The organism is Sphingomonas koreensis (assembly GCF_002797435.1).
Classification (GTDB): domain Bacteria; phylum Pseudomonadota; class Alphaproteobacteria; order Sphingomonadales; family Sphingomonadaceae; genus Sphingomonas; species Sphingomonas koreensis.
The window spans coordinates 1464296-1478696 of record NZ_PGEN01000001.1 but is presented as its reverse complement, the minus strand read 5'-3'; the positions used below and the strand labels follow the sequence as shown (position 1 = coordinate 1478696).

At 66.9% G+C, this 14401-nt stretch carries 13 protein-coding genes; 7 read left to right on the top strand and 6 right to left on the bottom strand.

Going from position 1 to position 14401, the window contains the following annotated elements:
- Positions 1-47 precede the first annotated feature (47 nt).
- The 3 genes from BDW16_RS06890 to BDW16_RS06880 all read left to right on the top strand — a co-directional run bounded on the left by BDW16_RS06890 (position 48) and on the right by BDW16_RS06880 (position 2811).
- Positions 48-770 carry a cytochrome b/b6 domain-containing protein gene (locus BDW16_RS06890; RefSeq protein WP_066579485.1) on the top strand — a complete coding sequence of 241 codons (723 nt, stop codon included), beginning with the start codon at positions 48-50 and terminating at the stop codon, positions 768-770.
- On the top strand, positions 767-1516 hold the full coding sequence (locus tag BDW16_RS06885; RefSeq protein ID WP_066579487.1) for a molybdopterin-dependent oxidoreductase: 750 nt from the start codon (positions 767-769) through the stop codon (positions 1514-1516). Before BDW16_RS06890 ends, BDW16_RS06885 begins: the two co-directional genes overlap by 4 nt.
- A 68-nt stretch (positions 1517-1584) precedes the next feature.
- Positions 1585-2811 (top strand): SAM-dependent methyltransferase, encoded by a 1227-nt coding sequence (locus BDW16_RS06880; protein WP_066579490.1) that lies wholly within the window; start codon positions 1585-1587, stop codon positions 2809-2811.
- A 9-nt stretch (positions 2812-2820) separates the two neighbouring features.
- On the opposite strand, the gene BDW16_RS06875 is transcribed toward BDW16_RS06880, so the two are convergent.
- Positions 2821-3198, bottom strand: a complete 378-nt coding sequence (locus tag BDW16_RS06875; protein WP_157926330.1) for an EF-hand domain-containing protein — start codon at positions 3196-3198, stop codon at positions 2821-2823.
- A gap of 43 nt (positions 3199-3241) precedes the next feature.
- A complete protein-coding gene (locus tag BDW16_RS06870; protein WP_066579656.1) occupies positions 3242-3661 on the bottom strand; it encodes a DUF1801 domain-containing protein in 420 nt (139 codons plus the stop codon).
- 49 nt (positions 3662-3710) lie between these two features.
- Here BDW16_RS06870 and BDW16_RS06865 point away from each other — a divergent pair, with 49 nt between their 5' ends.
- From BDW16_RS06865 to BDW16_RS06850, 4 genes are all read left to right on the top strand, one after another.
- The gene (locus tag BDW16_RS06865) at positions 3711-5048 is read left to right on the top strand and encodes an MATE family efflux transporter (protein ID WP_066579495.1); all 1338 of its coding nucleotides are present in this window, start codon (positions 3711-3713) and stop codon (positions 5046-5048) included.
- 37 nt (positions 5049-5085) lie between these two features.
- Positions 5086-6303, top strand: a complete 1218-nt coding sequence (locus BDW16_RS06860) for an argininosuccinate synthase (protein WP_066579497.1) — start codon at positions 5086-5088, stop codon at positions 6301-6303.
- 30 nt (positions 6304-6333) lie between these two features.
- Positions 6334-8031, top strand: coding sequence for a hypothetical protein (locus BDW16_RS06855; RefSeq protein WP_066579499.1), 1698 nt, complete (start codon positions 6334-6336; stop codon positions 8029-8031).
- Between the two features lie 115 nt (positions 8032-8146).
- On the top strand, positions 8147-9847 hold the full coding sequence (locus BDW16_RS06850) for a hypothetical protein (RefSeq protein ID WP_066579503.1): 1701 nt from the start codon (positions 8147-8149) through the stop codon (positions 9845-9847).
- Here BDW16_RS06850 and BDW16_RS06845 read toward each other — a convergent pair.
- Genes BDW16_RS06845 through sseA form a run of 4 tightly spaced genes read right to left on the bottom strand, consistent with a single transcriptional unit; the run spans position 9844 to position 14334 of the window.
- Positions 9844-10980 carry a GNAT family N-acetyltransferase gene (locus tag BDW16_RS06845; protein ID WP_174532067.1) on the bottom strand — a complete coding sequence of 379 codons (1137 nt, stop codon included), beginning with the start codon at positions 10978-10980 and terminating at the stop codon, positions 9844-9846. The two genes, BDW16_RS06850 and BDW16_RS06845, sit on opposite strands and share 4 nt — an antisense overlap.
- A 5-nt stretch (positions 10981-10985) precedes the next feature.
- Positions 10986-12311 (bottom strand): mechanosensitive ion channel family protein, encoded by a 1326-nt coding sequence (locus BDW16_RS06840; protein ID WP_066579507.1) that lies wholly within the window; start codon positions 12309-12311, stop codon positions 10986-10988.
- Positions 12308-13543, bottom strand: coding sequence for a cystathionine beta-lyase (gene metC / locus BDW16_RS06835; protein WP_083954335.1), 1236 nt, complete (start codon positions 13541-13543; stop codon positions 12308-12310). The genes BDW16_RS06840 and metC overlap by 4 nt, the downstream gene beginning before the upstream one ends.
- On the bottom strand, positions 13498-14334 hold the full coding sequence (sseA, locus tag BDW16_RS06830) for a 3-mercaptopyruvate sulfurtransferase (protein ID WP_066579512.1): 837 nt from the start codon (positions 14332-14334) through the stop codon (positions 13498-13500). Before sseA ends, metC begins: the two co-directional genes overlap by 46 nt.
- Between the last annotated feature and the right edge of the window lie 67 nt (positions 14335-14401).

Here is a 14401-nt window from a genome sequence, read left to right as displayed (position 1 = left end):
TCCGCCATGGCCGTAACCTTTTGCGGCCGACGCGCGTAGTCAGGTGCATGGCCGAACCCGAAACGCCAATTGTGATTCGCCGCCACGCGCTGACCACGCGCCTCTGGCACTGGATCACCGCGATCAGCGTGATCGTGCTGCTGGGCAGCGGCCTGATGATCCTCAACGCGCATGGCCAGCTCTATTGGGGCCAATATGGTGCGAACTACGACCAGCCCTGGTTCCGCGTCGCGTGGATATTCGAGGGCGGGCGGGTGCCCGGATGGCTGACCATCCCATCGACCTACAATCTTGCGCTGGCGCGGCGCTGGCATCTGTTCTTCGCGCTGGTGCTCGCCTTCGCGCTGCTCGCGTTCATGCTGATGAGCCTGCTCAACCGCCATTTCCAGCACGACCTGCGCGTGCGGGCGAAGGAGCTGACGCCCGCGCATCTCGCCGAAGAGGTGAGGGCACATGCCGCGCTGCGCTTCCACGATCCGGCGAATCCGCGCGCCTATAACGGGCTGCAGAAACTGTCGTACGCGGCGGTGATCTTCGTGCTGCTGCCGCTGGTGATCTTCACGGGCCTGGCCATGTCGCCGGGGATGAACGCGGCCTGGCCCTGGCTGATCGATCTCTTTGGCGGGCGGCAGAGCGCGCGGTCGATCCATTTCATCGTCGCGATGCTGCTGGCGATGTTCATCGTCGTCCACCTTGCGCTGGTCATTCTCGCGGGGGCGTGGAACGAGGTGCGGTCGATGATCACCGGCAAGTGGAAGGTGCCGGAATGAGCCTGATCACCCGCCGTTCGCTGCTGATCGCCGGGGCCGGCGGGCTGGTCGCCGGGTGCGACCGGATCGGCAACAGCGCGGCGGGCCGCGACCTCCTGTTCAAGGCCGAGGCGGTGCACAAGAGCCTGCAGCGCGCGATCACCGACCGCAACGCGCTGGCGCGCGAGTTTTCGGAGGCTGACCTGTCGCCGCGTTTCCGCGCCAACGGCTCGCTGTTCCCGGCCGATCCGGCCTATCGCGCGCTGATGCGCGGCAATTTCGCCGACTGGCGGTTGCGCGTGGACGGGCTGGTGACCCGGCCGCTCAGCCTTTCGCTGGCCGATATCCGGTCGCTGCCGCAACGCGTGCAGATCACCCGCCACGATTGCGTCGAGGGCTGGAGCGCGATCGGCAAATGGCATGGGCCAAAGCTGTCGACGGTTCTGGACCTTGCGGGGCTGAAGGACAGCGCGCGCTTCCTGGTCTTCCATTGCGCCGACACGCTTTATGGCCGGCCCTATTATGAATCGATCGACCTGATCGACGCGTTCCACCCGCAGACCATCCTCGCCTGGGCGATGAACAACCGCACGCTCCCGGTCGAGCATGGTGCGCCGCTGCGCCTGCGGGTCGAGCGCCAACTGGGTTACAAGCACGCCAAATATGTGATGCGGATCGAAGCGGTGGCATCGATCGACGCGATCCATGGCGGAAAAGGCGGGCTGTGGGAGGATATCGCCGACTATGAATGGTATGCGGGAATCTGAAGGCAATTATTTCAGACACCTGTGTTTTCCGCACTTGCGAACAAGGTTTGGCCCGCTAGCCTAGCGCCATGGCCCTGATCGACCATTTCTTCGCCCGCGCCATCAAGCGCGGCGAGTTCACCGTGATCCATGCCGACGGAACGGCGCGCAGCTTCGGCGCGCCAGACCCGGAGATCGCACCCGTCACCATTCGCTTCACCGATCCTTCGGTGTCGCGGCGCATCCTGACCGACCCTTCGCTCGGTGCGGCCGAAGCGTTCATGGACGGATCGCTGCTGATCGAGCAGGGCGACATCCTTGCGCTGCTCAACCTGTTCACCGCGAACAACAAATGGGAGGCGGGAACCAGCAACCTCAATCCGGGGCTGCTCAAGCGCGGGTTCGACAATATCCGCTTCCGCCTCGACCGGATCAACATGGCGCGGCGCTCCAAGCGCAACGTCGCGCATCATTACGACCTGTCGGCGACGCTCTACGACCACTTCCTCGACGCCGATCGCCAATATTCGATGGCCTATTACACCGATCCGGCGAACAGCCTGGAGCAGGCGCAGGCGGACAAGAAGGCTCACATCGCCGCCAAGCTGGCGATCCGGCCGGGCATGAAGGTGCTCGACATCGGCTGTGGCTGGGGCGGAATGGCGCTGTACCTGCACGCCAAGACGGGTGCCGAGGTACTGGGTGTTACCCTGTCCGAAGAGCAACTCAAGATCGCGCGCGAGCGGGCGGAGAAGGCCGGCGTTGCGGACAAGGTGAAGTTCGAGCTGATCGACTATCGCCATGTGACCGGCCAGTTCGACCGCATCGTCTCCGTCGGCATGTTCGAGCATGTCGGGACGGCGCATTACCGAACCTTCTTCCGCAAGTGCCGCGAGCTGCTGAACGAAGAGGGCGTGATGCTGCTCCACACGATCGGCCGCGCGGGCGGGCCGGGCGTGACCGATGCCTTCACCGCCAAGTACATCTTCCCCGGCGGCTATATCCCGGCACTGTCGGAGATCGTGCGCGGGCATGAGGGGATGCGCCTCTTCCTCACCGACGTGGAAGTGCTGCGGCTCCACTATGCCTATACGCTTCAGGCCTGGTACGACCGCGCGAGCGCGGCGAAGGCGGAGATCGTCGCGCTGTACGACGAAAGCTTCTTCCGCATGTGGACCTTTTACCTCGCCGGATCGCTCTGCGCGTTCCGCAATGGCGGGCTGGTCAACTACCAGCTGCAATATTCGCGCTCGCGCACGGCATTGCCGATCACGCGGGACTATATGGCGGAGGCTGAAGAGCGGCTGCGGGGCTGATCCGCAGGCTTACTTGATCCCGAGCTGCTCGATATCCGCACCCGCGTACCGGGCGAGCTCTTCGCGCGTGATCTTGCCGTCCTTGTCGGTGTCGACGGCGGCGAACCAGGCATCGGCCTTGGCGAAGGGCTGTTGGCGCGCGTCGATCGCGGGACGGGGGTCGCCCGCCTTCTTCGCCTTCTGCGCGGCGGCGTAGGTGGCATTGGCGGTGGTCTCGAAATCGAAGCGCGCGCGGACCTCGTCGCGTTCGACCCCGCCATCCTCGTTGAGGTCGAGATCGGCGAAGCGCTCGGCGACGCGGCGCTCGGCTTCCGCTTTGGGAAGTGGGCCGGGCGCGACGCTGAGGGGCGGAGACTGGGCGACGGCGAGGGCGAAGAGAATCAGCATGAGGTTCGCCATAGCATGATCGGGCTGACTGGCGCTTGAACCGTCAGGCCGGGTATTTCGCGTTCATATGTGCGAGCGCGCCGCGGGTCATCTCTTCAAGGACGTTCATGTCCACATCGGCCAGCTTGTTGATGTAGAGGCATGACTTGCCGGTCTTGTGCTTGCCGAGCCGTGCCAGCTGCTCGCCTTGGCCGGGGTCTTCGGTGAGGATGTAGAGCACGAGCTGTGCCCTGCGTGGCGAGAAGCCGAGGCGGCACATCGTCCCTTCATGGCCGCTGTCGTATCGATAGCGATAGCTGCCGAAACCGATGATCGACGGTCCCCACATTACGGGCGGCTCGCCGGTGATGCGTTCCATCATCGCGCAGACGGCCTTCGCCTCCTCGCGCCGGACGGGGTTCTCGACCGCGGCGATGAAGTCGTCGACGATGACCTGTGTCGGCTTGGTCTTGATCTCGGCCATCGGACGGCTCCGCTGGATTTCGCGGCGAGCATATGCGCATGGGAACACCATGCAAGCGGCTCAATCCCCCGTCCTCACCCGCCGGTCGATCTTCGCGCAGGCATGGCCGATCATGCTCGGCCAGACGACCGTGCCGCTGGTCGGGCTGGTCGACACCGCGGTGATTGGGTGGACCGGCGACGCGGCGGCGCTGGCGGGCGTGGCGCTCGGCGTCGCGATCATCAACTTCATCTTCTGGGCGTTCGGCTTCCTGCGCATGGGCATGACCGGGATGACGGCGCAGGCGCATGGCCGCGGCGATGCGGCCGAGGTCAACGCGCTGCTCGCGCGCGGGGTGGCGGCGGGGCTGGCGATCGGCGCGGTGCTGGTCGCGCTGCAATTGCTGATCGTGCCGCTCGCGCTCAGCTTGCTTGCGGGCGGCGAGACGCTGACCGCCGCCGCGCACGAGTTCGTGACCGCGCGGTTCCTGGGCGCGCCCGCCGCGCTCGGCTTCTATGCGATCAATGGCTGGCTCTATGGCCTTGGCCGGACGCGCGACACTTTGCTGCTCCAGATCGCGATGAATGCGGTGAACGTCGTGCTCGACGTGCTGTTCGTCTGGCATTTCGGGATGGGCGCGCGGGGCGTCGGTCTGGGCACCGCGCTCGCCGAATGGGTCGCGCTGGCGCTGGGCATCGTGATGGTGCTGCGCATCGCCGGGCCGGGCCCGCTGATGCGCCAGCGCGCGGGGTTCTTCGATCCGGCGGCGTGGAAGCGGCTGTTCGCAGTGAATGGCGACATCATGATCCGCACCATCGCGCTGCTGGCGATGTTCCTGTGGCTCGCCAATGCCGGCGCTCGGCTGGGCACAGTGCAGCTGGCCGCCAACCATGTGCTGTTGCAGCTGGTCGGCATCTTTGCCTTCGTCCTAGACGGCTTCGCCTTCACTGCCGAATCGCGCGTGGGCATCGCAATCGGGGCGGGGGCGAAGGCGGATTTGAGGCGCGCGATCCGGCTGACGGGCGAGTTCTCGCTCGGCTTCGGGCTGATCGCGAGCGCGGTCGCCGCCGCGTTCGGCTGGCTGCTGGTCGATCTGCTGACGACGAATGCGGAAGTGCGCGCGGCCGCCTATGCGATGCTGCCCTTCGCCGCGCTCACCGCCACGCTCGGCGTACCGGCCTGGCTGCTCGACGGCGTGTTCATCGGCGCGACGCAGGGCAGGGCGCTGCGCAACGCCGCGATCCTGGCGACGATCCTCTACATTGCGACCGACCTGTTGCTGCGGCCTTTCGGCGCCACCGGACTGTGGTTCGCCTTCCTCGCCAGCTATTTCTACCGGGCGGGGGCGCTGGCGGTCTATCTGCCCCGGCTGTTCGCCGGTGTTGCGGAAGCGCGCCCGCGGGCCTAGAGGCGCACGCGACCTTTTCCTCTGGAGCGACGACAAGATGGCCGACAAGATCAATCGCGTGGTGCTCGCCTATTCCGGCGGCCTCGACACCAGCGTGATCCTGAAATGGCTTCAGCAGGAATATCAGTGCGAGGTGGTGACCTTCACCGCCGATTTGGGGCAAGGCGAGGAGCTCGAGCCCGCACGCCAGAAGGCGCTCAACGCCGGGGTGAAGCCCGAGCATATCTTCATCGACGACCTGCGCGAGGAATTCGTCCGCGACTTCGTCTTCCCGATGATGCGCGCCAATGCGCTGTACGAGGGGCTGTACCTGCTCGGCACGTCGATCGCGCGTCCGCTGATCTCCAAGCGGCTGATCGAGATCGCCAAGGAAGTGAATGCCGATGCGGTGAGCCATGGCGCGACCGGCAAGGGCAACGACCAGGTCCGCTTCGAGCTGTCGGCCTATGCGCTTAACCCCGACATCAAGGTGATCGCGCCATGGCGTGAGTGGGACCTGACCAGCCGCACCAAGCTGATCGAGTTCGCCGAGAAGCACCAGATCCAGGTCGCCAAGGACAAGCGCGGCGAGGCGCCCTTCTCGACCGACGCCAACCTTCTCCACACCTCGTCGGAGGGCAAGGTGCTCGAGGATCCTTGGGAGGAAGTGCCCGACTACGTCTTCTCGCGCACGGTGAACCCCGAGGACGCGCCCGACACGCCCGAGTACATCACGATCGATTTCGAGAAGGGCGACGGCACCGCGCTCAACGGCGAGGCGATGTCGCCGGCGACGCTGCTGGCCGCGCTCAACGACCTTGGCCGCAAGCATGGCATCGGCCGCCTCGACCTGGTCGAGAACCGCTTCGTCGGCATGAAGTCGCGGGGCATGTACGAGACGCCGGGCGGCACCATCTATCACCTCGCGCATCGCGGGATCGAATCGATCACGCTCGACCGCGGCGCCGCGCACCTCAAGGACGAGCTCGCGCCGCGTTACGCCGAGCTGATCTACAACGGCTTCTGGTTCGCGCCCGAGCGCGAGATGCTGCAGGCGGCGATCGACCACAGCCAGCAGAACGTCAACGGCACCGTCCGGCTCAAGCTCTACAAGGGCGGGGTCTATGTCGTCGGCCGCAAGTCGCCCAATTCGCTGTACAGCGAGAAGGTCGTGACCTTCGAGGACGATCAGGGCGCGTACGACCAGCGCGACGCGGCGGGCTTCATCAAGCTCAACGCGCTGCGGCTGCGCTTGCTGGGCCGCCGCGACGGCTGAAAATTAACCATATCGGGGTAGCGCTGCCGCATGGATTCCGCGCGGCCCCGGATATGGCGTGACGCGGCGCTGGCGTTTGCCGTTGCGCTGTTGCTCAGTGCCGTCTGGGCGATACGCGACTGGGCGGCGCTGTCGGCGCTGCATCTACCCGATACCGACGATGTCGTGCGGCTCCAGCAGATTCGCGACTGGCTGGGCGGGCAGGCGTTCGGCGACCTTGCGCAGCACCGGCTGGGGCTCGGCGGAGTCGAGATGCACTGGTCGCGGCTGCCCGATCTGGCGCCCGCGGCGATCATCGCGCTGCTCACGCCGCTGACCGGAGCGCATGGTGCCGAGCTGGCGGCGGTCACCGTCTGGCCGGGCTTGCTGTTCGTCGCCACATTGGTCCTGACCGGATCGATCGCGCGGGCGCTGGGCGTGAGCGCGCCGGTGGCGATCGTCATCGGTGCGCTGGCCTATCCTGCGAACACGTTGTTCCTGCCCGGACGGATCGATCACCACGGGTTGCAGATGGTGCTTCTGCTGCTGCTGGTGAGGGCGCTTCTGAGACGCGGATCGTGGCTGAAGGGCGTTGTTGCGGGCGTGGCGAGCGCTGCAAGCCTGATCATCGGGATGGAGACGGCGCCATTGCTGGCGGCCGGCGGCGCGGTGCTGACGATCCGCTGGATCGCGGCGCGCCCGGGCGAAGCCGCGCGCATGGCGGGCTATGGCTTGGGGCTGTCGGCGGCACTGGCTGCTGCCGCGCTGCTGCTGCGGACGAGCGGATGGGACTATCCCGCCTGCGACGGGTTTGCAGCACCGGCATGGCGCGCCGCGCAGATCGGCGCGCTCGCTCCACTGGCATTGGCAGCGGTGAGCTCCTTTATCACCGTCCTGCGGGTCCGCCTCGCCGTGGCGGGGTTGCTCTGCACTGCGGTGGTGGTGGCAGCGCTGGCGCTCTCGCCCGCCTGCCTGAGGCCCTATGGCGGGGTCGATCCGGTGCTGGCACGGATCTGGCTTGCCAATGTCGCGGAGGCACAGCCGCTGTCCGCTGCCCCGCTCGCGCATATGATCGGTTATGCCGGACTGTTGCTGGCAGGGTTGGGGGCAACGCTCTGGATGGCGCGTCGATCAGGCAAGGTTGAGTGGCTCATCCCTGGCGGTTTCCAGCTGATGTCGCTGCTGATCGCGCTCGTGCAGCTGCGCGGCGCCTATGCCGGGGCGATCCTTGCAGCGCCCGCACTGGCGGGTCTGATCGCCGGGGCGCGCGAGCGGGGAACGCCGGCGCTCGCCGCCGCGTGGATCGCTTCCGCCGGGCTGGTCTATCCCATTGCGGGAGCCGCCTTGGCGCCCGAAAGCGAGGCGGAAACCACGGCGGGCTGCGACGCGAGATCGGTGCTGTCCACACTCGCACCGCTTCCGAACGGAACGGTGGCGATGCCCATGGACGCTGGCGCCTATGCGCTGGCAGCGACCCCGCACAGCGTGTTGGCCGCGCCCTATCATCGCAACACCGCGGGCAATCGCGCGCTCTACCGGCTGCTGCTGTCGGGCCCAGAAGCGGCATCCGGGCAGGCGGCACGGCTCGGTCTCGACTATCTGGTCGATTGCAAGGGTGCCTATGCCGAGCTGGGAACCCTGCCGCCGGGCTCGCTGCTCGCGGCACTGCGGGGCGGGAAGGCGCCACCCTGGCTGCGCCCATTGCCCGGCGGAAGCGATAGCGCGCGCATCTACACGATCGCCCGCTAACGGCCCCCGCCCTGCATCCAAACCGCTCCGGCAACGCGGCGATTCGGTGTTTTATGCGGTGGATCACCCTTCAAGCGGCTTGCCGCGGGGTGCTGCGGCGCAGTAAGTGCGGCCGATGCAAGGGGGTTTCGAAGCGCCGCGCTGGTGGCAGACGCGCTGGTTCGTGCTGTTCGCGGCGATCGCGGCGGCAATCCCGTTGCTTTGGCCGGATATCCCGCCGCAGGTCGACCTGCCCGGGCATATGGCGCGCTATCGCGTCCAGCTCGCGCATGGCGAGGTGCCCTGGCTCAACGACTGGTACAAGTTCGAGTGGAGCCTGATCGGCAATCTCGGGCTCGACCTGCTGATCATCCCGCTCGAGCCGATCTTCGGGCTCGAGCTGGCGGTGAAGCTGATCGTCATCACGATCCCCGTGCTCACCGTCACAGGCCTGCTGTGGATCGCGCGCGAGGTGCATGGGCGCATCCCTGCGACGGCGCTGTTCGCGCTACCGCTCGCCTATAACTACGCTTTCCATTTCGGCTTTGCGAACTTCGCGTTGTCGATGGCGCTGGCGCTCAACGCCTTCGCGCTGTGGCTGCGGCTGGCGCGGCTCGGCCGCATCCGGTTGCGCGCGATCCTGTTCGTACCGATCGGCCTGGTCATCTGGGTCACCCATACCTTTGGCTGGGGCACGCTGGGCGTGCTCTGCTTCGCTGCCGAGCTGATCCGCCAGCACGACAAGCGCGGGCCGCGTGAGGGGCCCTGGCACGCCGATTTCGTGCAGAGCTGGGTGGTGCCGTGGATCTGGGCGGGCGTCCACTGCCTTGTGCTCGTCCCGCCGGCGCTGCTGATGCTGATGTGGCGCAGCGGCGGGCATGTCAGCGGCCAGACGGGCGACTGGTTCAACTGGCGCGCTAAGGTCTGGTGGACGCTGATGGTGCTGCGCGACCGCTGGCAGCTGTTCGACATCGCCTGCCTCGGCGTGCTGTATCTCATCCTGTTCAAGGGCGTGCGCGACCCGAATATCCAATATTCGCGGCACCTCGGCATCTCCGCGCTGTTCCTGATCGCGGTGTTCCTGCTGCTGCCGCGCGTCGTGTTCGGATCCGCCTATGCCGATATGCGGCTGGCGCCCTACATGCTGGCGATCGCACTGATCGCGCTGCGGCCCAAGCCAGGGATGACGATGCGCGGCGCCAACACGCTCGCGCTCGCTGGGCTTGCCTTTTTCCTCGTCCGAATGGGTACCACGACGTGGAGCAACGTGCTCTACGACAAATCCTATGACCGCGAGCTTGCCGCGCTCGAGCATGTGCCCGAAGGCGCCCGGTTGCTGAGCTTTGTGGGCGAGACCTGCTACAACGAATGGACGATGACGCGCCTCCAGCACCTGCCCGGCATGGCTATGGTGCGGAAGCTCGCCTACACCAACGACCAATGGTCGATGGCCGGCGGCCAGCTGCTCACCGTGCGCTACAAGCAGGCGCGCGGATTCAGCCACGATCCCTCGCAGATCGTCACCGACACCAAATGCCCGCGCGAATGGTGGCGCCCCGTCGCGGTCAGCCTCGCGCGGTTCCCGCGGCACGCCTATGACTATCTGTGGGTCATCAGCCCGCCGCCTTACGACAAGAGGCTGGAGGCGGGGCTCATCCCGGTCTGGCGTGACGGCAATAGTGCGTTGTTCAAGATCGATCACGGCCAGCCGGCCGCCGTACTCAACCCGATCGATCTTGGCCCCTATCACGGCCAGATCGAGAAGATCCGGGACTTCCTGAAGCGCGACAAGGAGAAGCAGATGGAAGCCTGGAGCGCGGCCCAGAAGAAGGTCTAGCCGCTCCGGCGGAAGGGCGTCAGCTCGCCGAGGAACTCCTGTTCGTGGAGGACTGCGGCGTGTTCGCGCTCCAGATAGTCGGCGACCGCGCGGCGGAAACCCGGGTCGGGCAGATAGTGGGCCGACCAGGTGGTGACGGGGGCATAGCCGCGCGCGAGCTTGTGCTCGCCCTGGGCACCTGCCTCGACCCGGTCCAGCCGGCGCTCGATCGCCACCTCGATCGCCTGATAATAGCAGAGCTCGAAATGGAGGAAGGGCACTTCCTCGGTACAGCCCCAATAGCGACCGTAGAGCGCATCGCCGCCGATCAGGTTGAGCGCGCCGGCGATCGGCCGGCCGCCCCGCTCGGCGAGCATCAGTAGCACCTTGTCGCCCATCGCTTCGCCCAGCATCGAGAAGAAGGGGCGCGTCAGATAGGGTTGGCCCCATTTGCGGCTGCCGGTGTCCTGATAGAAGGTCCAGAAGGCATCCCAATGCGCCTCGGTGATCTCCGCGCCGGTGAGATGGCGGATCGTCAGCCCCTCCAGCGCCCGCTCGCGTTCCTTGCGGATCGCCTTTCGCTTGCGCGAGGAGAGCGCCGCGAGGAAGTCGTCGAACCCGGCATAGCCGTCATTGTGCCAGTGGAACTGCGTCCCTGCCCGGATCAGCCAGCCTGCCTGCTGGAACAAGGGCAGCTGCGCTTCGTCGAGGAAGGTGACGTGCGCTGAGGACAGGCGGTTCTGATCGGTCACGGCCTCGAGCCCCGCGATCAGCCCAGGGGCCAGCGCGGCGTCGCGTAGCAGCAGGCGCGGACCGGGAACGGGCGTGAAGGGCACTGCCGCCTGCAGCTTGGGATAGTAGCGTCCGCCCGCCCGCTCCCATGCGTCGGCCCAGGCGTGGTCGAAGACATATTCGCCCTGGCTGTGGCTCTTGGCATAGGCGGGGACGATCGCCGCGGGCGTGCCGCACGGGCCGTCGATCACGATAGGGAGCGGCTGCCAGCCGGTCTCCGCCGTCGCCGAGCCTGAGCGTTCGAGCGCGGACAGGAAGGCGTGGCTGACGAACGGGTTGCGGCCGCCTGCGCACGCGTCCCATTGCGCCGCCGGGATCGACGTCACTCCATTGGCGATGCGGGCGGTAACAGGGGCTGGCACGCGCTCTATTTAGGTGCGGCGGGCGGGAGTTGAACCGTCGGCGTGCCGTCCGCCGGCCAGCTCTTCACCATGATCTCGCGCCGCGGCACGGGGATATCGATGCCGTTCTCCTTGAACAGCACCCAGAGGCGGTTGAGCACGTCCGACTTCACATTGCCGACGCCGCCTTCCGGATCGCTGATCCAGGCGAGGATCTCATGTTCCACCGCATAGTCGCCGAAGCTGGTGAGCCAGACATTGGGCGGCGGGCTGGTGAGCACGCGCGGGCTGTCGGTCGCGGCCTTTAGCATCAGTTCCTGCGCAAGCTTGAGATCGGTCTCGTACGCGACGCCGACGGAGATCCGCACGCGCACGTTGCGGTCGGAAAAGGACCAGTTCTCTACCTCCTGAGTCATCAGGATCTCGTTGGGGATCAGATGCTCCTTGCCGTCGCGGGTGATGACGCTCACCGCACGCACCCCGATCTTGTTCACCCAGCCGAAGCTGTCGCCCACGACGATCACGTCGCCCGGCTTGATCGACCGGTCCATCAGCAGGATGATCCCGGCGATCAAATTGCCGATGGTCTTCTGCAGCCCGAAGCCGATCGCCAGGCCGAATGCGCCGGAGAAGATCGCGAAGCTGGTGAGGTCGATTCCCAGCAGGTCGATCCCGAAGAAGAAGGCGACGACGACCACGACGATGCTGGCGATCTTCTGGAACAGCAGCTTCTGAGTGGCGTCCAAGCCACGCGCCTGCGCGATCGAGTGGCCGAGGATACGGTTGGCGAGGCGGACGCCGGCATAGAGCGCGACCACGGTGACCACCAGCGTGGCGAGCGCGAGCAGCGACAGGCGACGGCGGCCGAAATCGACGCCGATCCGGTCGAGCGTGGTGGTGATGACGTCGAACCCGCCGATCGCATGGCTGAGGATCGCGATGAACACGATGGCGGCGGTGAGCCATGCGACCCAGCGCGGTGTGTGCAGGCCGCGCAGGAAGGCGAGCGTGAGCGCTGCGGTCGCCGCACCCAGCGCGATGCCGAGCAGCAGCGCGGCGAATCCGCCCCATGGCACAGCATTGGCGATAATGGCGAGCAAGAGAGCGGCGACGCCGTGGCGCACGATCGTGTGCATGCGGTGCCCGAGACCCTCGACATGATTGCCGACGCGCTGCTGCCATAGCGAAGCGAGTTTGGGTCCCAGCCGCCTGCCTGCGAGCCAGCCCGTGCCAAGCGCAAGGATCGCGAGGCCGCTGGCGACCGCGCCTTCGATCAGCTCGGCATTGGTCGGCAGATTCACCCCGTTCGCGATGAGCCAGTGGGCGAGCGCAGACGGGATGGCCGGCGTCATGCCGCGGCCCGGAACCGGTCGAGCCCGGCGGCGAGATCGGCGATGAGGTCGGCGGGGTCCTCGAGCCCGATCTGGAGCCGCACCGCGGGACCCTCGGCCTGCCAGGGTATGACGGTGCGGATACGATCGGGATCGACGGGGATGGCTAGGCTCTCAAAGCCGCCCCATGAATAGCCGATCCCGAACAGTTCGAGGCTATCGATCAATGCCGCGCGCCCGGCCTCGTTGCCGCCGCGCAAGACGAAGCTGAACAGGCCGGCTGGTCCCTTGAAGTCGCGCACGAACAGGTCGTGGCCGGGGCATGACGGCAGGGCGGGATGGAGCACGCGGGCGACTTCGGGCCGGGTCTCGAGCCAGCGTGCGATCTCCAGCGCCGCCTCGCCATGCTGCTTCAGGCGAAGCGCCATGGTGCGCAGGCCGCGTGAGCCGAGCCAGGCGTCGTCGGGGCTGGCGGTCTGGCCGAGTGCGAAGCTGGTGGCGCGCAGCTGCTGCCAATGTTCGGCGGTCGCGGTGACGCTGCCCAGCATCACGTCCGAATGGCCGACGACGTACTTGGTGCAGGCCAGGATCGAAAGGTCGATGCCCTTCTCGATCGCCGGGAACAGCAAGGGGGTCGCCCAGGTATTGTCGAGCAACGTGACCACGCCCCGCGCCTTGGCCGCCGCGACGATGGCGGGCACGTCCTGCACCTCGAAGGTCAGGCTGCCCGGGGTTTCCATGAAGATCGCCCGCGTCTTGTCGGTGATCAGCTCGGCGATGCCGGCGCCGATCATCGGGTCGTAGAAGCGGGTGATGACGCCGAAGCGCTTGAGGAAGCCCGTCGCGAAGCTGCGGGTGGGATCATACACGCTGTCGGCAAGCAGCAGCTCGTCGCCCGGCGACAGGACGGAGAGCAATGCCGCCGAGACCGCAGCGACGCCCGACGGGTAGAGGAACGTCGCCTCCGCGCCCGGCTCGAGCTCGGTCAGCGCTTCGGCGAGGCTCCACTGGGTCGGCGAACCGCGGCGGCCGTAGAATAGGCGGTGATGCGTGTCGCTGCCCGCGCTGGCGCGCAGATCGGCGACGGTGTCGTAGAGGATGGTCGAGGCCCGCCATACCGGTGCATTGACGATCCCCTGTGTCCATTCGGGCCGGCGGCCCGCGCCGACGACTCGCGTGCCGTCACCCTTCTTGCTGTCCGAACCGCTCACGCCGCACCCGTCGCCTTGGGGGTTGAGGGATCGGCGCCCCATTCGGTCCAGCTGCCGTCATAGAGTGCGGCGGGGTGGCCGAGCAGGTGGAGCGCGAACACCACCACCGCGGCGCTGATTCCCGACCCACAGGTCGCGATCACGGGGCGTTCGACCTCGATCCCCTCGTCCTCGAACAGCAAGCGCAGCGTGGGAACGTGCTTCCAGGTGCGGTCGGGATTGAAGAACGAGGAATAGGGAATGTTGGCACTGCCCGGAATATGGCCGCCGGCAAGCCCGGGGCGGGTCTCCGCCTCCTGACCCGTGAAGCGCACTGCCGAACGGGCATCGACCAGCTGCTCGGCATGGCTGGTGAGGTTGGCCTTCACTTGATCGAGCGTACGCACGAGTGCTGTATTGGGATGCACCGCGACCGTGGCCGGCGCTGGAACCGGGTGTCCGCTGAGCAGAGGGCGGCCTTCCGCCTTCCATTTTGCCAGCCCGCCGTCGAGGATTGCGGCTTCGATCCCGAAGCTGCGCAGCATCCACCAGGCGCGCGTCGCGGTATGATGCGGGGCATTGTCGTAAACCACGATCCGGTTCCCGGTCGCGACGCCGAGCGCACCCAGCTGCGCGGCGAACTGCGCCGGCGACGGCAACATCGTCGGGAGCGGACTCGTCTGATCGGCGATCGCATTGATATCGAAGAAGACCGCGCCCTGAATATGCCCCGCCACGAACTCCGCATGTGCGTCGCGGCTTTCGCTCGGCAGGAACCATGTGGCGTCGAGGATGCGGAGATCGGGGGCGGAGAGCTCGCCTGCGAGCCATTGCGTGGTAACCAGGGCGTCCATTTCCCCTTGGTAATCCGCCGCCTTTGCCGCGTCGAGTGGGGTAGGCGGGTCCCGCGACCTGTTCAGC

What these genes read in the sequence shown, in the direction of transcription:
- BDW16_RS06890 (WP_066579485.1), top strand. Translation starts at nt 48, where the DNA reads ATGGCCGAACCCGAAACGCCAATTGTGATTCGCCGCCACGCGCTGACC.
- BDW16_RS06885 (WP_066579487.1), top strand. Translation starts at nt 767, where the DNA reads ATGAGCCTGATCACCCGCCGTTCGCTGCTGATCGCCGGGGCCGGCGGG.
- BDW16_RS06880 (WP_066579490.1), top strand. Translation starts at nt 1,585, where the DNA reads ATGGCCCTGATCGACCATTTCTTCGCCCGCGCCATCAAGCGCGGCGAG.
- BDW16_RS06875 (WP_157926330.1), bottom strand. Translation starts at nt 3,198, where the DNA reads ATGCTGATTCTCTTCGCCCTCGCCGTCGCCCAGTCTCCGCCCCTCAGC.
- BDW16_RS06870 (WP_066579656.1), bottom strand. Translation starts at nt 3,661, where the DNA reads ATGGCCGAGATCAAGACCAAGCCGACACAGGTCATCGTCGACGACTTC.
- BDW16_RS06865 (WP_066579495.1), top strand. Translation starts at nt 3,711, where the DNA reads ATGCAAGCGGCTCAATCCCCCGTCCTCACCCGCCGGTCGATCTTCGCG.
- BDW16_RS06860 (WP_066579497.1), top strand. Translation starts at nt 5,086, where the DNA reads ATGGCCGACAAGATCAATCGCGTGGTGCTCGCCTATTCCGGCGGCCTC.
- BDW16_RS06855 (WP_066579499.1), top strand. Translation starts at nt 6,334, where the DNA reads ATGGATTCCGCGCGGCCCCGGATATGGCGTGACGCGGCGCTGGCGTTT.
- BDW16_RS06850 (WP_066579503.1), top strand. Translation starts at nt 8,147, where the DNA reads ATGCAAGGGGGTTTCGAAGCGCCGCGCTGGTGGCAGACGCGCTGGTTC.
- BDW16_RS06840 (WP_066579507.1), bottom strand. Translation starts at nt 12,311, where the DNA reads ATGACGCCGGCCATCCCGTCTGCGCTCGCCCACTGGCTCATCGCGAAC.
- metC (WP_083954335.1), bottom strand. Translation starts at nt 13,543, where the DNA reads ATGGGGCGCCGATCCCTCAACCCCCAAGGCGACGGGTGCGGCGTGAGC.
- sseA (WP_066579512.1), bottom strand. Translation starts at nt 14,334, where the DNA reads ATGGACGCCCTGGTTACCACGCAATGGCTCGCAGGCGAGCTCTCCGCC.